The organism is Alphaproteobacteria bacterium, assembly GCA_033762625.1.
Classification (GTDB): domain Bacteria; phylum Pseudomonadota; class Alphaproteobacteria; order UBA9219; family RGZA01; genus RGZA01.
The window spans coordinates 52,836-77,442 of sequence record JANRLI010000011.1 but is presented as its reverse complement, the minus strand read 5'-3'; the positions used below and the strand labels follow the sequence as shown (position 1 = coordinate 77,442).

The window sequence follows — 24,607 nt, the reverse complement described above, 5'->3', positions numbered from 1 at the left end:
AAAGGTGGGTGGATGCAGTGTGTTTATTTTTTGAAAAACTGGAAGATGCGGGCGTTTTTAAAACTAATTTTGTTTTGAAAAAATTATGTAACCGACGACCATAACACATCATTGATATGCTGCGCGCCCGTCGCCAGCATCACTAATCTATCAACGCCCAACGCAATACCGGCCGCCTGCGGCATCCCATATTCCAGCGCCTGCAAAAATTCCTCATCGATCGGGTAATCGCTACCATAACGCAGTTTACGCAGCTTCATATCACTTTCAAACCGTTCCCGCTGAATAGATGCATCGGTTAATTCTACAAAAGCATTCGCAAGTTCCAATCCGCACACATACAACTCAAACCGTTCTGCGACACGCGGATCGCTAGGCTTTGCACGCGCAAGCGCGGCGAGTGGCAATGGATAATCGGTCAGAAAACATGGCGCATCGCCGCCCAAATGCGGTTCGATTTTTTCACCGATAATGCGTAATACCACATCATCCCATGTGTCATCATTGGCGGTGCGCACGCCAATGCGCGTTGCTTCGGCCATAATTCTAGTTGCTGATGGATGCTGCACATCATCCATGCTGGCCAGCACATCCACATCTGCATATTTGAAAAACGCATCCGCCACAGTGATACGAGTAGCTTTTTTCGTAATATCACAGCGCATCCCGTTATATTCACATTGCGTGCGTTGTGTGACTTGGCAGGCAGCTTTCAAAATCGCTTCGCAATCATCCATCAGCGCATCATAGCCTACGCCGGTGCGGTACCATTCCAGCAGCATGAATTCGGGATGATGCTTACTGGAGCATTCAGCATTCCTGTACATATGGGAAAGCTGATAAATGCGCTCCATTCCCGCTACAAGCAACTTTTTGCAGGTGAATTCGGGGCTGGTGGCCAAATAAAACGGGTGCGTATCGCCATGCGGAGATTGCAATTCGGTTTTAAACGCGTGCAAATGCGGCTCCATGCACGGGCTGCGTTGCAGCGCGGGCGTATCCACTTCCACAAAATTCTCATTGGAAAAATAACTGCGCAGATTTGCTAAAATCTTCGCGCGCGCTTCAAGGATAGCGCGTTTGACTGCAAACTGCTCCGGCTGCCACCAATTGCCCAGACTATTCATCTGGTTATTCTGCGGCGGCTTCCGCATAGGCGCTATTCTGGTTGGATGCTTCGCCTTGTTCGCGCAATGCCAATGCTTGTTTCAGATCAACCGACACAAGTTGCGAGACACCCTTTTCAGCCATGGTCACACCGTAAAGCCTGTCCATACGGGCCATCGTCAAGCGATGATGGGTAATAACAAGGAAACGTGTCTTGCCACTTTCCGCCATTTCACGAAGCAGCGAACAATAACGATCGACGTTTGCTTCATCGAGCGGCGCATCGACTTCGTCGAGGACGCAAATCGGTGATGGGTTCACAAGGAACAATGCGAATAACAGCGATAATGCGGTCAACGCCTGCTCACCGCCCGAAAGCAATGACAGCGCCTGCAAACGCTTACCCGGCGGGCATGCAAAAATTTCAAGACCTGCTTCAAGCGGGTCGTCATTTTCAATCAGTTGCAGATGCGCCTTCCCGCCGCCAAACATACGGGTGAATAGCTCGCCAAAATTCTTGTTCACTTCATCAAACGCAACTTGCAAACGCTCGCGCGCTTCCTTGTTCAGCGTGCCGATGGCTTGACGCAGTTTGGCTATCGCCTGCACCAGATCTTCTTTTTCAGCCGTCATCTTGTCGAACTGCGCCTGAATTTCTTCGGCTTCAATTTCCGCGCGCAGGTTCACAGGGCCCATATTTTCACGTTCCTTGGTGAAACGTGCAAAATCATGCTCCAGTTGGTTAATGGCTGGCAGTTCGCTTGGGTCTTTTACTTCCGCTTTTTCCAACAAGCCATCGGTCGTGCAATGCCATTTTTCCTGCGCTTCAGCCTTTAACGCTTCAAACGCATGCTGCGCCTGATACATCTGTTCTTCACTACGCACACGGTTTTCTTTGGCATTGCTTAACGCTTCTTCATGCTGGCGGGCTTGTTTTTCAACCGCTGCCAATTCGGTTTCTGCCGTTTGCAGATTATCTGCTGCAATCTTGCGGGTTTCCTCGGCGGCACTCGCTTTGGTTAGCAATTCCTGACGCTGCGCTTCAATCGCTGCTGGTTTTTCGGCAAGCGCCTGTTCTGCTTGCGTCAATTCTTCGTTGCGGGTTTGCAATTCTGCAATACGCGCTGCTGCGCCTGTTGAACGCGCTGACCATGATTGCTGTTCGCTGGCTACAGCCGTGATGCGGGTTTCAACGGCGCGCATATCACGCTGGTAACCGGAAAGCGCAGCTTGCTTTTCACTTAAACCACTGCGCAATTCTGCCATCACAATGCGTGCGGAATTGAGATTGCGCGTCAACTCTTCCAAATCGGCGCATTGGCTACGCTGTGCCGTAAGGCTTTCCACTTCGATTTGCAATTGTTGTTCATCGGCAGCACTTACCTGCAACATATCGCGAACACGCTGGGCTTGGGCTGCCTTGTGTGCTTGTGCTTGGGTTTCTTCAGCTTGATTACGACGTGCATCGTTCAATGCCGCGAATGCCTGTGCAACAGCCGCTTGTGTTTCACTATCACGGGTTGATGCTGCCTGCATCGCTTGATTAGCGGAGGTAAGCGCTGCTTCAGCTTGCTCTGCTTTACCAGCCGAATAGGTGATAAGCGCATTAAGTTCCGCCAAACGGTTGCGATGTTGCAATCGCGCTGCGGCGGGCGTTACGGCATCGGCTTTTTGCGTATAGCCATCCCAGCGCCATGCGGCGCCATTTTGCGCAACAATAATCTGACCTGGTTTTAATTCGCTGCTTAGGCGTTCGCCCGTCGCCTCATCATCCACCAAACCGATTTGGCTTAATGCACGTGCAAGCGCTGATGGACAATCCACAAACGCTTTTAATGCGCGCGCGCCATTCGGGAGTGCGTATGCGCCTGTTGCATCGAATGGCGGCAATGTGCGCCAGAAGATTTTTGCCGCATCTTCCAATGGCGCAGAAAGCGCATCACCCAAAGCGGCAGCCAGAGCTGCTTCATACCCCGGTTCCACTTTCACCAAATCGCTTAAGGGTGTGCCAGTGTTTTCTTCCAATTGCAGCAACTTCGTTAGCGCTGCTGCTTCTGCTTCCAGCTTGGTCTTTTCTGACCATGCGCGTTCGCGCGCTGCGCGGGCATCACTTTGCGTTTGTTCAGCCGTTAGTTTGGATTCTTTCGCGCTGCTCGCTTCGGCCTGCTTGCGCGTTAAATCGATTTCGCATGCTTCAACCATGCTCAGGGCAAGCGCAAGGCTTGGCAGACGCGCAATTTCAGCTTCAAGCTCCGCAATCTGCTGTTCCAGTTGTAGCTTCTTTTGCTGGGCCTGCTGCTGACGCTCACGCAATGCCGCTTCCTGGCGTTGCAGGCTATTGTGCTGGGCTTGTGCGCTTGCCAAATTGGTGGTGATTTCCTGAACGGTTTTTTCCTGCGCGGTTACTTCTTCTTGTGCAGTTTGCGCGGCGGCTTCCAAATCTGGACGCGCGATGGAAAGACGCTCGCTTTCTGCCTTTAATGATAATTGTTCTTCTTCAAGGCGTGCTAACGCTGCGGTTGCATCGCTTGCTAATGCTTGTTCGCGCGCGGTGTCTTCTGCCGTCTGTTGCAAACGATTGCGCAGGGCTTGCTGTTCACCAGCAATGCGCGCAGCTTCCCGTTCCAATGCTTCACGTTCCAGAATAAGGCGTTGCACCACAGCCGATGCAGCTGCTTCCGCCTGACGCAGTGGCGGCAATGTGCTTGCCATCTCGGTACGCTGGGTGGTGATTTGTGTGACTAAAGAAACCATTTCGCGCACGCGGCCTTCAGCCTCGGCATGCGTATCTTCCGATAGGCGTAAATTCACTTCCGCTTGCTTGGCTTTTAAATACAACAAGCCTGCTTCGGATTTGCGGATAAGATCACCCAAATTACGGTAACGGCTGGCTTGGCGCGTTTGCGTCTTCAGGCTGCGGATTTGCGCATCCATCACCTGCAATTGGTCATCCACGCGCGTTAGATTACCTTCCGCGCCTTTCAGCTTTAATTCCGCCTCATGACGGCGGGCATGCAACCCGCTAATGCCGGCGGCTTCTTCCAACACCTGACGGCGCTCGGCAGGCTTGGCTTGGATAAGTGCGCTGATGCGGCCTTGGCTAACGATGCTGGTCGAATGTGCGCCGGTTGCCTGATCTGCAAAAAACAATTGCACATCTTTTTGACGAACCGGTTTCCCGTTGATGCGGTAATCAGAGCCATGACCACGTTCAATGTGGCGCACGATTTCAACTTCGTCTTCATTGTTGAATTCGGCGAGCGCAGTGCGCTGCGAGTTATCCAGATAGAGCGTTACTTCGGCAAGGTTGCGCGCAGGCCGCCCCGCAGAGCCTGAAAAAATCACGTCATCCATTTCGCCGCCGCGCAGACGCTTGGCAGAATTTTCACCCATTACCCAGCGCAAGCTTTCAACAACATTCGATTTACCGCACCCATTGGGGCCAACAATACCGGTAAGGCCTTGTTCAATCACAAATTCGGTTGGCTCCACAAAGGATTTGAAGCCGGTGATTTTCATTTTTGTAAATTGCATTTCGTTGCCTTTGGTCTTTCTCTGTCTTTGCTCGAAGGGATCTTTTGTTATTTCAAATCAATTCGTTCTATAATTTCGGGCTAATGTGGTGCCCATTCCGGTTTGTTAAAATAAAGGTAATGCGCCACATTGTTAAAACTGCCGCATTTTAAATTCACGCTTGAAGCAAGCAGCGCTAAACTCTTCTTTGAAAATAAACTGATATGCCCGTTTCGCGGTGATGCATACCACCAATTTAATCGCTGATTGGGCTTAATATCGGTATCAGAAATAAGGGTTGAAAACAACACCACACTTTGCGGATGCATGAGCTGCGTTAACGACTTTATTAAATGGTTTACGTCGCTCACATGCTCAAAAATTTCAAAGGCAGTAATGAAATCAAATTTGCCTAGATCGGCTGGATTAACATCCGTATTCACAAACGGATCATAGGAAGTGGAATTCCACCCCTTCTCGCGCATGATCTTGCTCATCAAACCGTTGCCGCCTCCATAATCCAGATGCCGTGCACCTTGGTAATACTGCCCAAACGTATCGTAAATGGCCTTGGCATTATTGGCTGGGCGCGCTTCCAGATAATCGGGGTCAACTATCCCGTATTCCTCGTTATAAATGTTTTTTTCAAACTCCTCCTTGCTCCATGCCATCAGCTCAGGCGCAAAGGTAAAGGCGCAATTGGGGCAGTGATAATAGTAAACGGTCTTGCCAGACAACGGCAGGAAAACGCCGGTCTTTTCTTCGCAGTTCTTGTTAAAATCGACCACGTCCAGTGCCTTGGCTTGCGCTTTGCAAACCGGGCAGTTATGCGGCTGTAAAGTGGAGGAAATCATTAAAATCGCCTTACGTTTTTATCAAAAAACCGGAAAGCAATTATGGCGCGTTTAGACCCGCGATGAAACGGGAATTGACTCTTATGCACAAGAGATTGGAGGAAGAATTAGCGTGTGGTGCTGTTGATTTGGTTTTGCGCCACGCGTGCAGGGTCAGATGCCGCAGCAACCAGTTGTTCAAACTGGGTATGAACCTTATTACGCCAATCCTGGAACGAAGCCAGTTGCTTGCCTGCCAATGCAGAGCCCATCGGCACATCGACGTTCAGTGGATTGACCTGATTGTTTTCAACCAATACTTCATAATGCAAATGCGGTCCGGTGGATTCGCCTGTTGAACCTGCATAACCAATCACATCACCTTGGGCGATGCGCGTACCGCGCGTAATGCCACGGCCAAAACGGCTCATATGCGCATAAGCGGTTGAAATGCGGCCATTGTGACGGATTTTGATGTAAAGGCCATAACCACTCTTGCGCTCGGCTTCTTCAATAATACCTGATCCTGCTGCAAAAATCGGCGTACCTGTTGGAACGCCGAAATCGATACCCTTATGCATTCTGTTGTAACCCATAATCGGGTGATGACGCATGCCAAAACCCGATGTAATACGCGCGCCTTCAACAGGTGTGCGCAGTAAGCCTTTGCGGATGGACTCGCCCTTGGCATCAAAATATTCATACGCATTGCCAGAGGTTGCCACGCGGTAAATAGGAACGATTTTTCCGTTCACTTGCAAAGCCGCGTAAATCAGCGTTGCATCACCGCTGGTATGACCTTCGGCATCCGCAAGTTGTTCATACAGAACTTCAAAACGGTCGCCTTCTTTCACGTCACGTTGAAAGTCGATGTTATAGGAATAGGTTTTGATGATGGTGGAAAGGACAGAGCTGGGCACGCCCAGCTTAATGCCTGATTCATAAAGATTATCTTGCACAACACCGCGCAAGGCGAAGCGGCGTTTTTCCGGGGCGACGGTTTTCAATGATGCTTCAAATGTATTGGCTGGATTGCGTGAAATTGTTACGACTGTAAAGCCGTCATGCAACTCCAACCCGGCATAGCGTTCATTCACGCCATCACGGGTAAACAAAACCGCCACTTCCTGTCCGTCACGGATTTTACGTGGGTTGATGTGGGGGCGCAGAGCTTCCAGCGTTGCCAGAATTTCAGTGCGGCTAATCCCTGCCATGACAAGGCGAGCGGTTAAGGTCTCACCGCGCCCGACGACCAGAATGCGGTGCAGCTGGCCATTCTTTTCTTCAACGCGCTTGAATACAGCGGCGTTAATGGCAGCATGAAGCGGGTCTGCACTGTTTACGGTATTATTGGTAGAACTGACGATTAAGGTTTGGTCATCATTCGCTGGCGCCGGAATAATACCGGCTTGCAGAATCTGGTTTACAATGGAGTTCACAAAAGCGGGTTTTTGGTCTTTTTCATTGACATTCAGAGCATAGACAAGCCCGAAGCTCATCAATGAAAGCAATATAAGTAAAACTGATCCAACCCGGCTTAAAACCACGCGCTTAAAAACCTTTAGCTAAACGTTGAGTTCCAATACGTACACAAGGACTGGAACGAGACTGGCAGGGCATTAATAAATTAATGCTTAACGGTTCGAAGGATGCAGATAATCAAAACTCGTCGTGATCTGTCAACCTTAACTTCCCCACAAGTTGTGGATAAACCGGATTCGAGATTATTAATTTCACAAATTGTTATGGAGAATCACAAGCTAAAGCGTCTATCTATGATGACACGTCCGCATTCACTTTCGCCGATTCACTGATTTGCCATAATTGTTGGCTTGATGAGGGGCTCCAAGACTGGGATTCTGGACATAAGAATAACGCGTGAATCAAAACGACTTGAATTCTTAATTTTGGGCAAAACAGCTTATGGCACATCCAACTTCCTTAAGATCACGCGCGCAGTCGCCCCGCCAGCAGCAACAGCAACAATATGTCCAAGACGAGCGCTATCAAGACCCCAAATACCAAGAACAGTGGGCCGAGGATCAGCAGGACGATAATTTTGATGTAGCGCTTCATCTCGCGAGCCATGCGCAGCGTTTAAAGAATGTGGATTCATCGCTCACCTATTTCGAACAATCGTTGAAAAATTTTCAGGCGGTATATGTTCAGGAACGTAACCGTCAAAATAAATATCTCGGCATTCTTGCAGGCTGCGTCATGGTCACCATTCTCGCGGTTGCATTCTGGCCGCGTGGCAATGCGCCTGCTGCTGCAAACGCGCAAGCCATTCAGCAACGCAGCATTCAACAACAAATGGCTGCGCCTGTTGCACCAGCAGCACCCGTGCAAATGCCGCAAGCCCAGCAAACCTATACACCAAATTTTGCAAACGCCAATAATTATGCGCCGCCAGCGCAACAACAAATGCCGCAAATCCAAGCGCCATCATTTCGTGCACCGGCACCTGTCGCACTTGGTGCACGCTATGACCAGCAAACAACACAGCGCAACACTCAGGCGTATTTGTCACCGCCCGCGCAACCTGCCTACCAGCAGCCTGTGCAACCACGGTTAAGCCCGTTCCAGATTTCTGTTCAAAATAAATTGGCCGCAAGTGGTCAAGCCGTGCCGCCCGATTGGCAACCGTTATTCAACCGCGAAGCAAGCGGCGACAAGAAAGGCAAGTTGCTGATTGCTGCTAAGTTCCTCAAAGGGGATGGTGTGCAACGTGACCAAGCCTTTGCCGTGGAAATGATCCGCCAAGCAGCAGATGCAGGTGAAAAGGAAGCGATGATGTGGCTTGCCTATGCAAATCAGGGCGGCAATATCGGCAAAACCGACATCAACGCAGCTATCCGCTGGTTTCAGGCAGCGGGCAAAGCAGGCGTTACCCAAGCCTACACCGAACTTGGCCGCATCTATGAAACCGGCGCTGATGGCGCGCCCGATATTGAAACCGCACTTGCATGGTATCAACGCAGCGCAGCAGCAGGCGACGCAAAAGCAGCCGAAGCCATCCAACGCTTGACCGCAGGCGCACAAGCGCAGCAACAAATCCCGCAACAACAATACCAGCAACCAAGCTATGCGCCGTCTGCACAATCGCCTGCGCAGCAAATTCAGCAAATGATTCAACCCACCGCAGGTGTCGGTGGGCAAGGCGCACAAAACAGCATCCCCGCGAATGATATTTTTGTACCTGCGCCGCCCCAAGCACAGGCGCAAATTCAACAACCCATGACGCCTGCCATCGCACAACAGATTGCGAATGAGATTGATAATTCCATCAGCCCTGCTTACTCCGCAACACCGGTTGTTGCATCGGTCCCAACACCCGCGCCATCAACGCAAGTAGGCATGAGCAAAGAACAGGCAAAAGCCGACAACAAAGCAATCCAGCGCATGTTGCGTGTCTTGGGTTACAAAGTGGACCGTGTTGACGGGGAATATGGCCCGCAAACAGCATCCGCCATTCGCGCGTACCAGCGTGATCATTCGGTATATCCCGACGGTGAGCCATCGGCCGAGTTGATTGAATCACTTATGCGCGATGTACGCGGACAATAAATAATTTTTAAGCTTTCCACCAGAACCAGCGCTTCACATGCATGATGTCGCGCAGCTTTGTCTTAATGACAATCAGCAGAAACGCGATGGATAGCAAGCACCATACCGCTGGACGTTCATTGAGATTATTGGTCGAAAGGAACGCAAGCCCCGGCCCCATCACCGCGTGATAGATATTCAGTTTCCATGATCCGTAAATCATCGGCAGTAGGAAGGCGACCACAAAGAATGTCGGGAAACTGCGGATTGGCGGATGCGCAAACCATTCACCAAGTCCATTGGTCGGCACTTCCCATGCAATATGCCAATTCCCTGAAATCGAACAAAGCTCTGGCCCACATAGCGTATGCCCTGGTGTGCAATGGCCCGCCCATGCAAAGGGGTAAAGCTGGATAAGCATGAAAATGGTGGATGCAAAACACAGCGTATAAACCCACGGCGCAACTTTTTCGCTTACATCCTTTGGAATAAAGTGCATCGCCATCGCATTGATAAAAAACGGCTGGAACGCGATATGCAAATAACCCAGCAAGGTCGCAACCTGATTGGATGGCAAAGCGCATTTATCAATTACACTATAGGTAAAGGCTTGCAGCAATTCCATGAGCGAGAAATAGCCAAGCGTAATCCATAACACGCGCGGCTCTTTCTTGATTGCCGCATAGATTGTCGAACCAATACCGATGCTGGCTAGTACTGCCGATGCTTCACCGCTCCAGCACATGTTTAAAACCCGCTTACCGCAACCCACCATTCACGCCCCAATTGGCGAATGGTAGCTGCTGCGGTTTCCGCATCTTCAATGCGCGCGAATAATCCAAAACATGTCGCGCCGGAACCAGAGAGCCGCGCCAGCAGACATCCGTGCTGCGCATTTAATGCCGACAATACATCGGCAATCGGTTCGCATAATAATTTGGCGGGTTCTTGTAAATCATTTCCGCGCGCCGAAAGCTGCGCCGCCAATTCTTCGGCACTATTGGGCAAACTGGGCAAACGCGCCGCATGTGAAAAATCACCCAACCGTGCTTTGAATACATGCGCTGTGGCAAGTGGTACATTCGGGTTGACCAACACCATATAGGTGCGTGGCAATCCGTTCACGCCGTCAATCACATCGCCAATTCCGCTGAAATAGCATGGCTTGTTATAAAGGCATGCCATCACATCCGCGCCGGTTTCTTTGGCAGTGCGCACCACTGCCTCGCTGTTGATATTCACGCCCCAACATTTTGCAGCAGCGCGAAGTGCAGCAGCGGCATCGGCTGACCCGCCGCCAATTCCCGAAGCGACCGGAAGATTTTTATATAGGCGCACATCCACATGTGCGACACGACCCAATTTGCTGGCAAGTCCGCGCAGCGCAATCGTTACCAGATTTTTATCGTGGGATTCACCCTGCAATAATGCAGATTGTGGCCCGACAATCCGTAAGCTATAGGCATCCGACTGGGTAATGGTAATTTCATCAGCTGCTGCCATGCCATCATTGGCAAACACAACCAAACTATCCAGTAAATGGTAACCATCCTCCCGTTTTCCGGTCACATGCAGGTAGAGGTTGATTTTGGCAGGCGCACGCTCAACAATACTCTTTACTGGCTGGTTCATAAAGTTTCCTTGGAAAGAAATAAATAGCCTATTCGGAATTTCGCTGCGGCTAAAGATTTTTGTTGTTTTCGAGAACCGGAGCGCAGTGTACATTTAAGTACATGAGCACCGGAAGCGAAGAAAACGGCAAAAAGATAACGCCGCAGTTAGGAATTATGGATAGGCTAGAATGAAGATACTATTTTTTGGAGATATTATGGGACGCGCGGGGCGAGATGCCCTTGCACAATATCTACCTGTGCTCACTGCGCAGCACAAGCCGGACTTTGTCGTCGCAAACGCCGAAAACGCGGCAGCAGGCTATGGGCTTACCCTTAAGATTGCGGCTGATTTATTTGCGCTGGGGATTGATGTGCTAACAACCGGCAACCATGTTTGGGACCAAAAGGAATTATTATCGACCATTCAAAATGAACCGCGCATCTTGCGCCCGTGTAATTTTCCAAAGGATACTCCGGGCTCGGGCCATTTTATCGCACAATCCAAAACGGGGCGCAAACTGCTGGTCGTCAATGTCATGGGCCGTTTGTTTATGGATGCGATGGACGACCCGTTTGCTGCCACTACCGAAATTATCAACGCCCACCACCTTGGTAAAACCGTGGATGGTATTTTGATTGATGTACATTGCGAAGCAAGTTCTGAAAAACAAGCAATTGCCCATTTATTCGATGGCCGCGTAACCGCTGTATTGGGTTCGCACACCCACGTGCCCACCGCGGATGATCGCATTCTGGCCAATGGCACCGCTTTCCAAACCGATACCGGCATGTGCGGGGATTACGACAGCGTGATTGGCATGAAGAAGGATTTATCCGTGCAACGCATGACGCGCAAATATTCGTTTGAACGCTTAACCCCTGCTGAAGGCGAAGGCACGGTATGCGCCGCACTCGTTGAATCAGACGACAAAACAGGATTAGCCAAAAGCATTTCCACCTACCGCCTAGGCGGAGCCTTAAAACAAACGGCCGGAGCCTTGAAACAAACAGCCTAACGCATGCCTACTTTATTATACGAAATCGAAAACGGTCGTAATAGAGGTCTGCTGATTGCGGGAACGGATGAAGCAGGCCGCGGCCCGCTGGCAGGCCCGGTGGTTGCCGCCGCCGTGATTATCCCGCAAAACTTTCCGGAAAAACTGGCAAGCGCAATCAACGACAGCAAACAAATCAGCGAAAAAAAGCGCGCAGTGTTATTCCCGCAAATTATCGAATGTTGCGTACATGGCATTGCGCAATGCTCGGCACAGGAAATCGATGAAATAAATATTTTGCAGGCCAGCCTATTGGCCATGAAACGCGCGGTGTTACAACTTTCAAACCAACCTGCCTGCGTATTGGTGGATGGCAATAAATCCCCCAATATTCCAAATATGAAGAATATCCCGATTGTGAAGGGCGATAGCAAAAGCCTATCCATCGCCGCCGCATCCATATTGGCAAAGGTCACCCGTGACCGGCTGATGCAGCAATTGCATGACGAATTCCCCCATTATGGCTGGGCGCATAATGCGGGTTATCCAACCGCAGAACATTTAACCGCCCTACAAATCCACGGCATCACGCCGCACCACCGCCAAAGTTTTGGCCCGGTTAAGGGCATAAGCTCACGCAATCTCGCTTAAAAATTAACAAAAAACTGTTCCTTGAAAGTAATACATGCTGCGGATTTTGGGTATAGTCCCGCGCATGGCAACGAACGCATTGGGCATACCCCTTATACCAGTTAATAAATATCCCGTCCCATCGGTGACGGAGCTGTTGGCAATTGCCAAAAAAGAATTGGGCAGTTCGCGCCGCATTCTGCACTCCCCGGAATTCAGAAGCTTTGCAGAAAAATTTGGCGATCCTTCCGAACAGCGCCGTGTAAAAGCGCTCTATGCACTTAATATCGCAGAAGCTGTGCTGATGAATTTTTCATCGCCCCTTGGCGCAGGATTGGCAGCTATTGGAATGTATGATCAGGCAACGAACTTGTTCCGCGATGAATTGGGCAAGCGCGGCCTCACCATCACGGCACGCCCTGCGGTTGTGCCTTATGATCCGCAAAAAGGCCGCAGTAATTTTTTCTATCAGGCCATTCGCAATCTTGGCCGCGGCAGAAAAGACAAGCCCGACGATTACGATTTCTACTAACCCCTTATATATATGTGCGGCGTTTGAGCAATAATATGTGACTCAAAAGACTCAGCCGCGCATGCCAAATTTCTTAACAGTCTGAAGTTTATCAATAATTTACCAATCGGCCATACCGTAGTCCGATGTTTATCCACAGGCAGATCCCCGTTATACTGCCGCTGGACTTATCCACAGATATCCTCAAAGGCCCTTTTGTCCTATGGCAGTCAAGAAGAAATCCGCATCTGTAACAAAAGGTACTAAGGCCGCGTCCGTAAAGGCTGCATCGCTTAAGTCTGCGCCGCTTACCACCCTTCCCCTGAACACCATCCTTGCTGGTAACTGCATCGAGCTGATGAACAGCCTGCCCGAATGCAGTGTCGATATGATTTTTGCAGACCCCCCTTACAACCTTCAGCTCAGCGGTGAATTGCACCGCCCCGATAATTCACGGGTGGATGGCGTAGATGACGCATGGGACCAATTCGGTTCATTCAAGGATTACGATGCGTTCACAACCGCGTGGCTCAAAGCCGCACGCCGCATTCTAAAACCCGATGGCGCGCTTTGGGTGATTGGCAGCTATCATAATATTTTCCGCGTCGGTTCTGCGCTGCAAGATATCGGGTACTGGATCTTGAACGATGTCATCTGGCGCAAGGCTAACCCGATGCCGAATTTCAAAGGCAAGCGGTTTACCAATGCGCATGAAACTTTAATCTGGTGCGCCAAGGATGCAAAGGGTCGCCCCACCTTCAATTACGAAGCGATGAAAGCGTTTAATGATGATTTGCAAATGCGCAGCGACTGGTTCATCCCCATTTGCTCGGGCAATGAACGCTTGAAAGACGATGCGGGCGATAAAACCCACCCCACGCAAAAGCCCGAAGCATTATTAACCCGCGTCATGATGGCATCAACGCGGCCCGGTGATGTCGTGCTTGACCCTTTCTTTGGCACCGGCACAACCGGCGCTGTGGCCAAACAGTTCGGCCGTCATTTCATCGGCTGCGAGCAGGATATTACCTATATCGCCGCCGCCAAAAAACGCATCGCGAATGTGCAGGCCATCAGTGATGAAGACGTTTTGAAAATCACATCTAAGCGCGAAGAGGTACGCATTCCATTTGGTACCCTCCTTGAACGCGGTCTCATTCGTCCCGGCCAAGCCTTGTTCGATCATCGCAAGCGGTTTTCAGCAAAGGTCAAGGCGGATGCCAGCATCATCGCACCATCGCCGCTGGGACACATCAGCGGTTCCATTCACAAGGTCGGCGCGGAAGTGCAAGGCGCACCTGCCTGCAATGGCTGGGCGTTCTGGCATTTTGAACCGAAAAAAGGATTATTGCAGCCGATTGATATTCTGCGTCAGCAAATCCGCGCCGAAAATGGCGGAACGGTTAATTAATCGCATGATACATTAAGCAGCCTTGCCAATAGCGTATTGAGGCAATGGCACGGAACGCAGTTTGGGTTCTGGCGCAGTTGGCATCCGGTCAAACGCGCGCATGAATTCAACCACTGGCTTGCACACATGATTGACGAAATTATCCCCGCGAAAAACGCCGGTATGGCCAGCGCCTTTCACTAAAATATAATATTGCTTTTGAACACCCGTCAGCAACCGCGACATTGCGGTTACCTGGCCAACACCGGTGATATCGTCTTTCTCGCCTTCAATAAACAATGCGCCCATATCGCGGCCTTTAACCTTGGAAAGATCCACTACATGGTCTTTAAATTCGTGACCGCAGATTTCTCCGGTGAAGCGGAATGTGCCTTTGGCAAGACTATTATCAATAAACCACTCCTTGACCGTCTCGATATAAAATTCCCATGTCAGGCTTGATGGAACAAGGAAACGCTTGCCATAAAAATTACCGATTTTATGTTCGGCCGAATGATGCCCGTCTGCTACTGCCTTGTTATAATCGCCTAGCGTACGCCAATGGCTATCGGGCTTACCCATCATGAAGGATGCAATCTGCCATGCGCCATAATATATCTTGCGACCAGCTCCCTTATAGCCATAGCCCAGCGGTACTTCGGCTTGCGTGAACTTTTTAAACCAAGATAATGGTTTACTGCGCGCAAATTTATTTGGAAGCTGCTGGTTTACATCCGTGTCATACGGGTTTGCTTTGGAAACAATCGTGCGCGGCAAGGAAATATGATTATGCCCCTTTTCAACAAGCTCGCCCATCAATGCCAATGCCGCCATCAATGGCGGACCCGGCTGGCAAATCGGAATAACATGCACACCCACATCGCGGAAGAAATTGGTAAAGCGCGCAAGGCCGGAAATGTATTCGTTCAATCCAAAACGTCCTGCGGTTAACGGAATATCCATGGCATCACGGCAATAGACCACATATACATCCCTGCCTTGCTCCATATAACCTTGAACGGTCTTATCGATGTATTCAGGCGGATGACCGGAATTGGGCGCAATCAGCATCACCGGGTCACCTTCGGTTTTGATTTGTTCACCGGTTTCCTTGTTAAAGGCGACAAAATGTTTCATACCCATAAAGGCATTGTAATCATACCCATTATGGGAAAATTCATCGGACATCACATCGCGTTCTTCAACGCGAACCGGAACATCCTTAATTGTAACATTATTTAATTCCCAATCGGGCTTATCAATACGCGGGTCGCTCATCAGTTCGGCAACGGCAGCGGAAGCGCATATTTCGCTTAGCGCCATCGTGAACAAGTTTTTTACGCCCATTTTGGCAAGCATCTCGCGCCAGAACTCGGTCGATTGACGCATAAAGCCGGAGCTTGCGTGAACCAACGGCGCTGCAGTGTGACGGATATGCTCGATAATCGGAACGAAATCTTTAGCCCTGATAACCGGATCACTGTTTTCTGGAAGAATGGTTTTGGCGTAGTCAATCAGCGACGGATGGGGGATTAAAAACATCTATTCAAAATCCTTACAACATACAGATGTGAAAAAATAAGGCCGAACGCGCGTTTTGGTATTTATTGGCCGATGACTGATTGGAAAATGATTTGACAAATTTTGCCGCCCAAACTGACCAAAAAAAACAGTTAGTAAGCGTATCTGTCGATTCGGCGAGGTGTCTATGCTTCTTGTGTGCAGTGCACACGCCAATCCAGCGCCTGTGGGTAAACTGACCTAACTAGAACGGCACGAAGTAGAAAAAGCGGTTGCGGTACTGGGGGTCCGAGAAGAACTCGATGGAATGCATGGTTGCTTTAACTTTCCACAGCCGGTCATTGGCGCCTTGCTGGGTTGAAAAGACAGATGGGCCAATATACTCGGCATCAGTAATATCAATGTTAAACCGCACATAGGCCAGACGGTTCACATTCCCTGCCTGTTCGAACTTCTGGCGCAAATCCTTGGCCTGTTCTTCGCTTAAACGCAGGCCGGGCAAGGTCACAGGGTTGTTGGTAATCACCTGAAAGCGCGATGGCAGCAGGATATTATTGGGCTTGGTGCATACTTCCTCATGCGGGCGCGCATCGGTCAGAAAGGTATTCACCTTCTGCATCGGCGTTTGCTCGGAGAACAGATAATATTTTGAATCACTATCATAGCGCGAGAACATGATTTTGCTGCGCACGCCAAGACGGGTGGGGAATTTGCCCGAGCGTGGCGCGAGCCATTTCTTCATCGCTTCACGCGCCTGGTTCCAGCGGAATTCATCGTTAAAACTGCCCTTCACCACATCACAATGCGCAACCATGCTGTACGCATCGAGAAAATCCGTATTATCGGGTTTGAACTTGCCGATCCTGATCATCGCATGCAGCACATTTACATAATTCAAATCAAGGTAGCTGCGCACGGGCGGATTGGCAAACGCAGCAACCGGCAGGGCCAGCATTAGAAAAAACGCGATGATGTTCAGCATTTTTTTCATCAGGTTTTCGCTTCTAGATATTCTTTCGCAGCATCTGCAATTCGAAGGGTCAATGTCGGTAATGCAAGTGTGGACAAATCCTTCCATTTCATCCAGCGATATTCGCCACTATTTATATTATCCGCAGAAAATGCGGCAGCGCTATGGCCTATTCGCAACGCTGTTTCCAGTTTAAAATGTGAAAACACATGCGATACGGCTTTTTTGCCTATTTGCCAGCGCACCTTTACGGGCGCATGGCGCTTTAATGCCGCCGCGCTGGGTTTGGTTGCATCCCATGGCGTTGAAGGAAATTCCCATAACCCACCCAGCATCCCTGTTTCATCGCGCTTGCGCAGCAATACCTCGCCCTTTTTATTGACCGCAATAAAGGCGGTTGCATATTTCTGCGGTGTCTTTTGTTTGGCCGCTTTGCGCGGATAGTGTTGCGCCATGTTTTTTGCAAACGCCGCACAATTTTTCTTCCACGGACATTTCATGCAGTGCGGATTTTTTGGTGTGCAAATCATCGCACCCAGCTCCATCACGGCCTGCGCATAATCGCCAAAACGCGTTTCGGGCAAACATTGCGTTGCCAATGCATGCAATTTCTTTTTTGCGGCTGGCAATTTTTCTTCCACCGCAAATACCCGTGCCATCACACGCTCCACATTGCCATCCATCACTACCGCTTTTTTATCAAACGCAATCGCGGCAATCGCGGCGGCAGTATATGGGCCAATCCCGGGCAGCGTACGCAAGATTTCTTCATCCTGTGGGATTTTTCCCGCATGACGCGCCACCACCGCCTTTGCGCATTCGTGCAGGAATTTGGCGCGGCGGTAATAGCCAAGTCCAGACCATGCGTGACGCACATCCTCCAATGAAGCGTCAGCTAATGCCATCAGCGTCGGCCAGCGTTTGGTGAAGGCGTGGAAATACGGAATAACCGTTGCGACCTGCGTTTGCTGTAACATGAATTCCGATAATAATTCATGGTAAGGGTTTGGGCGCTTTCCGCCCTTTACCCTCCACGGCATATCGCGGGCATGTGCATCATACCAGCGCAGCAGCGCAGTGGGCGATGGCGGCTTAAGACCTGTTCTACGAATCATTGTTTAAGTATATCTGGATTAGAATTTATGCAAAATCTCGCTGTGGCTAAGGATTTTTGTTGTTTTCGAGAACCGGAGCGGAGTGTACATTTAAGTACATGAGCACCGGAAGCGTAGAAAGCGGCAAAAAGCCAACGCCACAGTTAGAGATTTTCTGATGGCAAAACATATCCAACAGCTGCTGAATAATCTGGCGGGCAAAGTCCTTGGCCCTGAATGGCGTGTGCTGCGCTTGTTGATGGAACATTGGAAAAGCATTGTCGGTGATGATATGGCGGAACATGCCTGCCCGGTTGGCGTCACACTAATGCCGAATGCCGCAGGCAGTGAAGGAACAGAAACTGCAAAATTATTCGTACGTATTCCGGGCGCGCTGGCCCCGCAATTTCAAATGATGCACGGCGTAATGCTGGAGCGTATCAATCAGCTGGTGGGGTATAATTTCATCACCAAAATTATCTTTGAACATAAGGTGTAGCCGGGCAAAATGGGCTTTTTTTAAGAATGGCGACCGCCATTCCGTGAGCTTATGTGAACGAAGCCCTATGAATAATATGAGCGGCGTCTAAGTAATACGTGCCTTGCTCTTGCCACAGTATTACGATTATATAATTCCATATTTCTCCACCTAAAAGGATATGAAATGCGCCATCGCTTCTTTGCCCTTCTGCCCCTTTCTATCTTCGTGCTTTCCATCCTCGCTTTATCGCCTGCCTTTGCTGAGGAGGCTGCAAAAGCATCAGAAAAAGCCGCAGCAAAAACTCCTGAAATTGAAACCATGAAGCAGGATGTGGCAAAAAAAGAAACCACCGATCACGTCGTTAAAACCGGTGACATTTTAACCGAACACGTTATGGGGAATGCGTCAGCACCCGTGACCATTATCGAATACGCATCGCTCAACTGCTCGCATTGCGCACATTTCCATAAGGATATTTTGCCGGAAGTGGTCAAAAAATATATCTCCACCGGCAAGGTCAAGCTTATCTACCGTGACTTCCCACTGAATGCCATGGCATTGAAAGCCGCGCAGCTTTCGCAATGCATGCCGGAAGACCGTTATTTCCCGTTCGTGAAAACCCTGTTTGAAAATCAGGACGCTTGGAATAGTGCGGCAGACCCCGAAGCAACCCTTACCCAATATGCCAAACTGGCGGGCCTGCCAGGGGAACGCATTACCAAATGTCTAGCTGATAAAAACCTGCAAGATGCTTTGGTCAAACGCCGCATGCAGGCTGAAAACCAGTTCAAGATTAATGCCACGCCAAGCTTTGTGATTAACTACGGCGCGGAAACCATCAGCGGCATCGGCACCTTCGAAGATTTCGACAAGGCGATTGCCAAATATGTGAAGTAATCTTCACCGCGCATAATAAAAAACACACATAAAAAATCCCCGTCAGTTTCCTGACGGGGATTAATTTTTTATAGCTCAACCAGTAATTAAACTACCGTTGGGCCAGCTGGACGGCGTGCCGCTGCGCTTGGCGTACCGGTCGTTGCACTCGCATCTGCCACAATAATCTTACCATCATTGGTGCGCTGGGTAAGGCCAGGTATCAATGAATTTGCAGGCGCTGCAGCATCATGCACTGTATTAAACACTTGATTCAGTGAAGCAAGCGCAGTTCCAGTTGGTACTTGTGAGCCAGTCAATGCAGGACCGTCTGGAACATAGGTGTTATTCACAAGTTTCCCTTTAAAATATTGAGTAGATGCCTCATCGGTCAAGCCCGGGGGGGTGCCAGGAGTTACGCCTCTACGCGCCAACAAAATGCTACCATCTGGCTGGGTTACGCCAACTTGCATAACCGAAGTGCTATTCGGGAAAGGAGAGCGATTGGTATTATTCGTAGTATTGATATTGTTTAACGCCTGAACGTCCGTGGTTATGCCCGGAATTGGCTTACCAAAAGGGCCTGTTCCCGGAGTTGGTCCGGTGGTCAGCGTGACACGGCCACGGTTACCAAGCAATAAACCGCCATTTTCTAGGCGGGCATCGGGGATACCAAATGCAGTTTGAAGACGTTGTCCCCAAGCTGTTTGAGCTGCCTTGCGTTCTTCTACGCGTGCTGGATCTTCACCTGGTGCTGATTCTAATTTAATTGTAAATGGCATACTATACTCTCCTCTTGTTGTTGTGATGACGTTGCTTACTTCATTTCAATTTCTATGCTGATGGTGGCACCGGCCCGACAATTCTATTGTCTACTACCTTTGGTTGGCTGCTTGCTGGAAGCTCGGTGGTGCCCACCTCTCCAGAAAGAATTGGCCTTACTATGTTATTGGGTGCTGCTGATACCGTTGCTGATGGCGTTGCGGTTGCCGTAGGGACATGAGGCATCATGGGCATATGGCCATTATGGGCTGTCATAAATCGTGCCATGGCTGCTCTCGACAATGCGCCGAAGTTGCCATCGATTTCGCCTGTATAACCTGCATACGTTTTAAGTATGCGCTGCATCGCTTTCGCGGCTTCGATGGATTCGGGTGATACTTTAACGGCCATGGTCTCTCTCCTTAATGTTCCAACCTGATGAATGCTCTAGCTTGATGGTGGTACTGGTCCTGTTATCAAATTACTTGCGCGTGTTGGTGTCACAGGTAATTCGGTAGTGCCAACTTCACCCGTATATCCAACCGCAGCCGGATGTGGGCTTACCGTTGGCGCAGCGGTTGGCGCTTCAGATGGTGCAGCAGTTGGCGCAGCTGTCGGTGCAGCGGTTGGCGCGGCAGTTGGTGCGGCAGTTGGCGCTGGCGCTACCCCTGTGCCGGGAATAAAGCCATTTGGTGTATCGGGCAGCGCGTTGACACCGGTGCTAAGATCGTTCATTGCACCGCTAGCTCTGGCCTGTTCCATGAATTGTTGGCCTTGAGGCGTATCCAGAAACTGGCTAAGGCGCTGCATGCGCTGCAAACGGGTTTCACCTGGATTAGCGGGATCTGGCGGGAATGACTTATCAATCAGCTCTTGAACGCCTCTCGTTGCGGGGCCAACAATGCCATCCGGATTCAACTGGCGGGCATTCGGGCCATATAACTTTTTCATGACCTCGTTCATCGCATTTTGTTCGGCTTGTGCCTCTGGGCTAAACGGTCTGCCACGCGGCGTACGGCCAGCGCGAGGGCCACTATGATTTGGATATCTACGACGACGCATTAGTGTTCCTACGTAATTGCCTAAAATTCCTTGTGTGTAACGTGATTATCAGCGCAAGCCCTTAAAATATATTTAATGGGCAAAAGTTCATTTTGTATCGGTGGTTAGCAGGTTAATGAACATGGTTAATAACTGGTGAAAATATTTTTTTGCTGTTTGTTATTGATTCTATTGAGTTATTTGCATGTATCACAAAGTGCAAAAATGATACGTGGTTAAAAAATGAGGATTTTATTGGGGATTTGACTATTCATTCCAGCACACCAATAGATAATTTTTTAAACGCATACGTTATGTCGTATGGCGGTGCATCACGAATGGCGCGGGGGTAGAAGTTGGTGTTTGGTCACTGCGCTGATGGACAGGACGCGGGGTTGCCTGCGCATTAATGCGCCATCCTTCTTGATGCTGCTGCATGGCAATATTTGTTTGCAGATTACTGAAACGCAACATATCCGCTTCCAGGCTCGGAGAATATGCCTGGGTTGTGGCATAGTTGTATGTATCATGCGAACGCGCTAGCTGTATGCCAATCCGGGCAGAGGCACGTTCAATAGCAGGCCAGCGGCTCCGATTGTTTTCTTCTGAGATATGGAAATCTGCAAAGTTGCGGCGGTTCAACAATCCGCTGTTCATCGCTTGCTCAACACCTTGCAGATTCTCGACTTCCAGATTCTTCATCATCAAGCGCAAGGATCCATCCCACTTTGCTGTTTCACGGTAAAGATCAATTAATCCGCTGGTTTTCATCGCAGTATCGGCATCACGTGGCGCTCTGATACGGGCATCGCGTTCCAGATTATCCAGTTCGTAGGATTCGAACCCTAATTGCTTAATAACCTTAAGCTGTTCTTGGGCTGCTTTTTTCCAACCCCAATCATTCCATTCATTCATCCAGTTACTTCTGCTGGTATCAATGCCTACCAGACCGGCGGATGTGCGCATATGCTCCATTTCCCCATCGGTGATCCTGCCTCCGGTTGGCCCGCCTGGCCCGCCCAGATACGCATGCAACCGAACCCCCAGCCGCCTTGCTTCGTTATAGGCTTCGAGCATGGCGCTATTTCTTGCGAGTTCGGTCTGTGCCAAAGCCTGCTCATGCGTATAAACGCCGCGCAAGCGTGAATCGAATTTGGTTTTTCCCATATCAAACCCGATGACAATGTTATTACCATGCAGCCGCACCAATTCACGGATGCGCGCGGCGCTTATTCCGTTGCGGTGTGCTTCAACCTTCTCGGATGGCGAAGCAAATTCGAAAAAACGCGGCGCTGGCCGCAACGGCGGCAATAGCGAAGCAGCGGGCAATGCGGTTGGTGTTGGCGGATAAACCATGCCGTATCCAAAATTCATAAAATATCTGGCATTTTATCTAATTTAGGTTAGCAAGGTATGAAGAAGCCTATTAAAAGCGCGGAAATACAGGCTTTTTAGCCTTGCTTGGGGTCTTCCCAATCGGTTGGCGGGCCCATAACCTTAATGGCTGTGCCAAACAGATGGGTTTCGTAAACCGGCACATCGGCATAATTGCGGCGGTTGGTTGTATAACGCACAATCTGGTATTGCGCGTGAATAACAGCATCCGCGCCAGTTGAAAATGCTAATTCCTGCATCATGCGTGTGGCTTGCTGGGATGATGCTGTTGGGTCATACGGCTGACCGGGCTCGGCCGTGTAATGCGAAAAGACGCGCAACGTATCAAGAATTGCATAACGGTATTTTACATCGCCCGTAATGACACGGATAGTGGCGATCTTGCGTTCGCGCTCTTCCTTCAGCCGCGCATTGATGCTCTCCTGCTGTTGCTTGGCGCGGTCCTTACGTTCCTGCTCTTCACGCGCTTTGGCACGTTCTTCATTCACTTTGCGCAGATTTTCTTTAATGGAATCAAACATGGCTTTATCGGGATTTCGGGGCCGAGCGGCAAGGTTAAGCCAAAGCTCGATAAAAAAGGATTAAATTTTTCCAAACCTATGATAAACCTAGCTTTTCTATAACCCATTTTTGCTTCCATTTCCATGCACCCGCTCTACCGCCACATCATTCATAACAATACTGTGAACTGGGATAATTACACCCCGCTAAGCATTTCAGGCAAAGATTTGGGGCGCGTGCACAGAAATATCGCCACCGAATTGCTCCATGCAAAATTGCTCGAACAGAAAGACCATACGCTTTTTATCGCCGATGAAAAAGCCGACCAAGATGGTCGCACGCAGCAACTTCGCACTATCTTGCATCATTTGATTGAAAAGAAATTTATTCCAAAGGAACGCTTCGAGCTTTACAGCGTTGCATCATCGTTCAAGGATGAACCGGTTGCCCTTGCTGACCGCGCGCTTATCCCATTCCTTGGCTTTGTCGCCTACGGCGTGCATTGCAATGGCTATGTCAAAAAAGATGGCACGATATCATTATGGGTTGGCAAACGCTCATCCGATCGCGGCACCGACCCCGGCAAGTTCGACCACATGATCGCAGGCGGCCAGCCCCATGGCCTTAGCGTGCAAGAAAATCTTGCCAAAGAAGCCCATGAAGAAGCCGGCGTTCCAGCCAAGCTGGCCGCGCTTGCCAAACCCGTTGGGTGCATCACCTATACGCGCGCACTGCCAAACAGCATTCGCCGGGATGCGTTATTTCTGTTTGATTTGAAATGCCCGAATGATTTCACACCGCATAATCAAGATGGCGAAGTGGAAAATTTCCGCCTGATGCCGGCCAGCGAAGTCCTGCATCTGATTACCACGACAGATGCATTTAAGTTCAATGTCAATTTGGTGCTGATTGATTTTTTTATCCGTCACGGAATTATAAAAAGTGACGAAGCGGGGTATTCCGAGCTATGCGCAGGCCTGCACTCCGCGCATAGTTAACCGCATAGCGGGCATTTTCACGCGTAAGCGCCGATACAACTTTGCTGGATAACGGGCGCTTGCCATTCTGCGGCAATAAAATCGATGTGCCTTCGCGTAAACGCGCCGCTTCCTGTTCTACAAATTGAGTAACATTAATCCGGCGCGGCACTTCATAATGATACAGCAATTGCATGTTGTCTTGCACATCCAGCAAATTCGGACCCGCTTTGGTATAGCGCATCTTCAGGAAACTGAACGTGGCTGGCTTTGGTTCCACATACTGGTTTGCGGCAAAATCATAAATCATCAGACGATACGGCGTGGTGGTCGGGTCTTCATAATAGACAACAAACTTCAAATGATTGGAATGAACGCCTTTTTCTACTTCCGGATATGTCAAAAAGTTATTCATATCGGCAAGTGTTTTTGCAGCAGACAATAAGCGCAAGCTATTGGTGGTATCCAATCCCATACGCTGCACATCCCGCGCCAGATCAAGATATGGTTCATATAATGTCCGCTCATAGCGCTGGGTGATCGGCACACCACTCGTCGCTGCATCCCAGATTTTCTTTACGTCCAGACAATCATAATGGCCCGATTGCGCGGTGATTAATAACCCGTCATCTTCTTTGGTATGTCTATAAAGCAGGAAAAACGATGCCAAAATAACACTAAGCTTATCGCTTTCAGGTGGCGGGGAAACCGGAATAGATGCTCCGGCATTGGTCGCAAGAAACTGAACGCCGCCATGCGTTTTGCGCGTATCAAGGCGCTTATCCATACAACGGAAACACATGCAGGTAATGGTTTGTACATTAGTCATGCTTAAAAATAAGTTCTAAATA

Annotated in this window: 23 protein-coding genes; 8 read left to right on the top strand and 15 right to left on the bottom strand. The window is 49.8% G+C overall.

Going from position 1 to position 24,607, the window contains the following annotated elements; all coding sequences use genetic code 11:
* Nucleotides 1-83: 83 nt before the first annotated feature.
* From epmA to SFW65_06005, 4 genes are all read right to left on the bottom strand, one after another.
* Nucleotides 84-1,154 (bottom strand): EF-P lysine aminoacylase EpmA, encoded by a 1,071-nt coding sequence (gene epmA / locus SFW65_06020; protein ID MDX1922665.1) that lies wholly within the window; start codon nt 1,152-1,154, stop codon nt 84-86.
* A complete protein-coding gene (gene smc / locus SFW65_06015; GenBank protein ID MDX1922664.1) occupies nt 1,132-4,641 on the bottom strand; it encodes a chromosome segregation protein SMC in 3,510 nt (1,169 codons plus the stop codon). The genes epmA and smc overlap by 23 nt, the downstream gene beginning before the upstream one ends.
* Nucleotides 4,642-4,721: 80 nt before the next feature.
* Nucleotides 4,722-5,474: a class I SAM-dependent methyltransferase gene (locus SFW65_06010; protein MDX1922663.1), complete on the bottom strand. Its 753-nt coding sequence runs from the start codon at nt 5,472-5,474 to the stop codon at nt 4,722-4,724.
* A 107-nt stretch (nt 5,475-5,581) separates the two neighbouring features.
* Nucleotides 5,582-6,952, bottom strand: coding sequence for a peptidoglycan DD-metalloendopeptidase family protein (locus SFW65_06005; protein ID MDX1922662.1), 1,371 nt, complete (start codon nt 6,950-6,952; stop codon nt 5,582-5,584).
* A gap of 424 nt (nt 6,953-7,376) precedes the next feature.
* Between SFW65_06005 and SFW65_06000 the strand changes: the two genes are divergently transcribed.
* Complete coding sequence (locus SFW65_06000) at nt 7,377-9,020, top strand: peptidoglycan-binding protein (GenBank protein MDX1922661.1); 1,644 nt, start codon at nt 7,377-7,379, stop codon at nt 9,018-9,020.
* A 7-nt stretch (nt 9,021-9,027) separates the two neighbouring features.
* On the opposite strand, the gene SFW65_05995 is transcribed toward SFW65_06000, so the two are convergent.
* Nucleotides 9,028-9,744, bottom strand: coding sequence for a DUF5765 domain-containing protein (locus tag SFW65_05995; GenBank protein MDX1922660.1), 717 nt, complete (start codon nt 9,742-9,744; stop codon nt 9,028-9,030).
* 2 nt (nt 9,745-9,746) lie between these two features.
* Nucleotides 9,747-10,631, bottom strand: a complete 885-nt coding sequence (locus SFW65_05990; protein MDX1922659.1) for a 4-(cytidine 5'-diphospho)-2-C-methyl-D-erythritol kinase — start codon at nt 10,629-10,631, stop codon at nt 9,747-9,749.
* A 169-nt stretch (nt 10,632-10,800) separates the two neighbouring features.
* On the opposite strand from SFW65_05990, the gene SFW65_05985 reads away from it, so the two are divergent.
* From SFW65_05985 to SFW65_05970, 4 genes are all read left to right on the top strand, one after another.
* Nucleotides 10,801-11,628, top strand: a complete 828-nt coding sequence (locus SFW65_05985) for a TIGR00282 family metallophosphoesterase (GenBank protein ID MDX1922658.1) — start codon at nt 10,801-10,803, stop codon at nt 11,626-11,628.
* Nucleotides 11,629-11,631: 3 nt separating this feature from the next.
* Entirely contained in the window at nt 11,632-12,258 is a 627-nt protein-coding gene (locus tag SFW65_05980; GenBank protein MDX1922657.1) for a ribonuclease HII, read from the top strand.
* A 64-nt stretch (nt 12,259-12,322) separates the two neighbouring features.
* Nucleotides 12,323-12,769, top strand: coding sequence for a hypothetical protein (locus SFW65_05975; protein ID MDX1922656.1), 447 nt, complete (start codon nt 12,323-12,325; stop codon nt 12,767-12,769).
* A gap of 337 nt (nt 12,770-13,106) precedes the next feature.
* The gene (locus SFW65_05970; GenBank protein ID MDX1922655.1) at nt 13,107-14,159 is read left to right on the top strand and encodes a site-specific DNA-methyltransferase; all 1,053 of its coding nucleotides are present in this window, start codon (nt 13,107-13,109) and stop codon (nt 14,157-14,159) included.
* A 12-nt stretch (nt 14,160-14,171) separates the two neighbouring features.
* Here SFW65_05970 and SFW65_05965 read toward each other — a convergent pair whose 3' ends face one another.
* From SFW65_05965 to mutY, 3 genes are all read right to left on the bottom strand, one after another.
* Nucleotides 14,172-15,680: a hypothetical protein gene (locus tag SFW65_05965; GenBank protein ID MDX1922654.1), complete on the bottom strand. Its 1,509-nt coding sequence runs from the start codon at nt 15,678-15,680 to the stop codon at nt 14,172-14,174.
* Between the two features lie 223 nt (nt 15,681-15,903).
* A complete protein-coding gene (locus tag SFW65_05960) occupies nt 15,904-16,650 on the bottom strand; it encodes a DUF4852 domain-containing protein (GenBank protein MDX1922653.1) in 747 nt (248 codons plus the stop codon).
* A complete protein-coding gene (gene mutY, locus SFW65_05955) occupies nt 16,650-17,744 on the bottom strand; it encodes an A/G-specific adenine glycosylase (GenBank protein ID MDX1922652.1) in 1,095 nt (364 codons plus the stop codon). Before mutY ends, SFW65_05960 begins: the two co-directional genes overlap by 1 nt.
* A gap of 157 nt (nt 17,745-17,901) precedes the next feature.
* On the opposite strand from mutY, the gene SFW65_05950 reads away from it, so the two are divergent.
* Complete coding sequence (locus SFW65_05950) at nt 17,902-18,222, top strand: DciA family protein (protein MDX1922651.1); 321 nt, start codon at nt 17,902-17,904, stop codon at nt 18,220-18,222.
* Nucleotides 18,223-18,387: 165 nt separating this feature from the next.
* Nucleotides 18,388-19,101, top strand: a complete 714-nt coding sequence (locus SFW65_05945; GenBank protein MDX1922650.1) for a DsbA family protein — start codon at nt 18,388-18,390, stop codon at nt 19,099-19,101.
* Between the two features lie 86 nt (nt 19,102-19,187).
* Here the strand turns inward: SFW65_05945 and SFW65_05940 are convergent, their stop codons facing one another.
* From SFW65_05940 to SFW65_05920, 5 genes are all read right to left on the bottom strand, one after another.
* The gene (locus SFW65_05940) at nt 19,188-19,862 is read right to left on the bottom strand and encodes a hypothetical protein (GenBank protein MDX1922649.1); all 675 of its coding nucleotides are present in this window, start codon (nt 19,860-19,862) and stop codon (nt 19,188-19,190) included.
* 52 nt (nt 19,863-19,914) lie between these two features.
* Nucleotides 19,915-20,253 carry a peptidoglycan-binding domain-containing protein gene (locus SFW65_05935; GenBank protein MDX1922648.1) on the bottom strand — a complete coding sequence of 113 codons (339 nt, stop codon included), beginning with the start codon at nt 20,251-20,253 and terminating at the stop codon, nt 19,915-19,917.
* 36 nt (nt 20,254-20,289) lie between these two features.
* Nucleotides 20,290-20,904, bottom strand: coding sequence for a hypothetical protein (locus tag SFW65_05930; GenBank protein MDX1922647.1), 615 nt, complete (start codon nt 20,902-20,904; stop codon nt 20,290-20,292).
* A 291-nt stretch (nt 20,905-21,195) separates the two neighbouring features.
* Nucleotides 21,196-22,239, bottom strand: coding sequence for a hypothetical protein (locus tag SFW65_05925; GenBank protein ID MDX1922646.1), 1,044 nt, complete (start codon nt 22,237-22,239; stop codon nt 21,196-21,198).
* Nucleotides 22,240-22,334: 95 nt separating this feature from the next.
* The gene (locus SFW65_05920; GenBank protein MDX1922645.1) at nt 22,335-22,799 is read right to left on the bottom strand and encodes a hypothetical protein; all 465 of its coding nucleotides are present in this window, start codon (nt 22,797-22,799) and stop codon (nt 22,335-22,337) included.
* 123 nt (nt 22,800-22,922) lie between these two features.
* Between SFW65_05920 and SFW65_05915 the strand changes: the two genes are divergently transcribed.
* Complete coding sequence (locus SFW65_05915; GenBank protein MDX1922644.1) at nt 22,923-23,777, top strand: DUF4743 domain-containing protein; 855 nt, start codon at nt 22,923-22,925, stop codon at nt 23,775-23,777.
* Here the strand turns inward: SFW65_05915 and SFW65_05910 are convergent.
* Nucleotides 23,713-24,585: a hypothetical protein gene (locus SFW65_05910; GenBank protein MDX1922643.1), complete on the bottom strand. Its 873-nt coding sequence runs from the start codon at nt 24,583-24,585 to the stop codon at nt 23,713-23,715. The two genes, SFW65_05915 and SFW65_05910, sit on opposite strands and share 65 nt — an antisense overlap.
* Nucleotides 24,586-24,607 lie beyond the last annotated feature (22 nt).

Excerpts from the sequence above, each read along its gene's own strand:
- SFW65_05970 (MDX1922655.1), top strand. The coding sequence starts at position 13,107 with ATGAACAGCCTGCCCGAATGCAGTGTCGATATGATTTTTGCAGACCCC.
- SFW65_05975 (MDX1922656.1), top strand. The coding sequence starts at position 12,323 with ATGGCAACGAACGCATTGGGCATACCCCTTATACCAGTTAATAAATAT.
- SFW65_05945 (MDX1922650.1), top strand. The coding sequence starts at position 18,388 with ATGCGCCATCGCTTCTTTGCCCTTCTGCCCCTTTCTATCTTCGTGCTT.
- SFW65_05935 (MDX1922648.1), bottom strand. The coding sequence starts at position 20,253 with ATGGCCGTTAAAGTATCACCCGAATCCATCGAAGCCGCGAAAGCGATG.
- SFW65_06005 (MDX1922662.1), bottom strand. The coding sequence starts at position 6,952 with ATGAGCTTCGGGCTTGTCTATGCTCTGAATGTCAATGAAAAAGACCAA.
- SFW65_05920 (MDX1922645.1), bottom strand. The coding sequence starts at position 22,799 with ATGTTTGATTCCATTAAAGAAAATCTGCGCAAAGTGAATGAAGAACGT.
- SFW65_06000 (MDX1922661.1), top strand. The coding sequence starts at position 7,377 with ATGGCACATCCAACTTCCTTAAGATCACGCGCGCAGTCGCCCCGCCAG.
- SFW65_05950 (MDX1922651.1), top strand. The coding sequence starts at position 17,902 with ATGGCAAAACATATCCAACAGCTGCTGAATAATCTGGCGGGCAAAGTC.
- mutY (MDX1922652.1), bottom strand. The coding sequence starts at position 17,744 with ATGATTCGTAGAACAGGTCTTAAGCCGCCATCGCCCACTGCGCTGCTG.
- smc (MDX1922664.1), bottom strand. The coding sequence starts at position 4,641 with ATGCAATTTACAAAAATGAAAATCACCGGCTTCAAATCCTTTGTGGAG.
- SFW65_05915 (MDX1922644.1), top strand. The coding sequence starts at position 22,923 with ATGCACCCGCTCTACCGCCACATCATTCATAACAATACTGTGAACTGG.
- SFW65_05985 (MDX1922658.1), top strand. The coding sequence starts at position 10,801 with ATGAAGATACTATTTTTTGGAGATATTATGGGACGCGCGGGGCGAGAT.
- SFW65_06010 (MDX1922663.1), bottom strand. The coding sequence starts at position 5,474 with ATGATTTCCTCCACTTTACAGCCGCATAACTGCCCGGTTTGCAAAGCG.
- SFW65_05940 (MDX1922649.1), bottom strand. The coding sequence starts at position 19,862 with ATGCCATTTACAATTAAATTAGAATCAGCACCAGGTGAAGATCCAGCA.
- SFW65_05980 (MDX1922657.1), top strand. The coding sequence starts at position 11,632 with ATGCCTACTTTATTATACGAAATCGAAAACGGTCGTAATAGAGGTCTG.
- SFW65_05910 (MDX1922643.1), bottom strand. The coding sequence starts at position 24,585 with ATGACTAATGTACAAACCATTACCTGCATGTGTTTCCGTTGTATGGAT.
- SFW65_05930 (MDX1922647.1), bottom strand. The coding sequence starts at position 20,904 with ATGCGTCGTCGTAGATATCCAAATCATAGTGGCCCTCGCGCTGGCCGT.
- epmA (MDX1922665.1), bottom strand. The coding sequence starts at position 1,154 with ATGCGGAAGCCGCCGCAGAATAACCAGATGAATAGTCTGGGCAATTGG.
- SFW65_05995 (MDX1922660.1), bottom strand. The coding sequence starts at position 9,744 with ATGTGCTGGAGCGGTGAAGCATCGGCAGTACTAGCCAGCATCGGTATT.
- SFW65_05990 (MDX1922659.1), bottom strand. The coding sequence starts at position 10,631 with ATGAACCAGCCAGTAAAGAGTATTGTTGAGCGTGCGCCTGCCAAAATC.
- SFW65_05960 (MDX1922653.1), bottom strand. The coding sequence starts at position 16,650 with ATGAAAAAAATGCTGAACATCATCGCGTTTTTTCTAATGCTGGCCCTG.
- SFW65_05965 (MDX1922654.1), bottom strand. The coding sequence starts at position 15,680 with ATGTTTTTAATCCCCCATCCGTCGCTGATTGACTACGCCAAAACCATT.
- SFW65_05925 (MDX1922646.1), bottom strand. The coding sequence starts at position 22,239 with ATGGTTTATCCGCCAACACCAACCGCATTGCCCGCTGCTTCGCTATTG.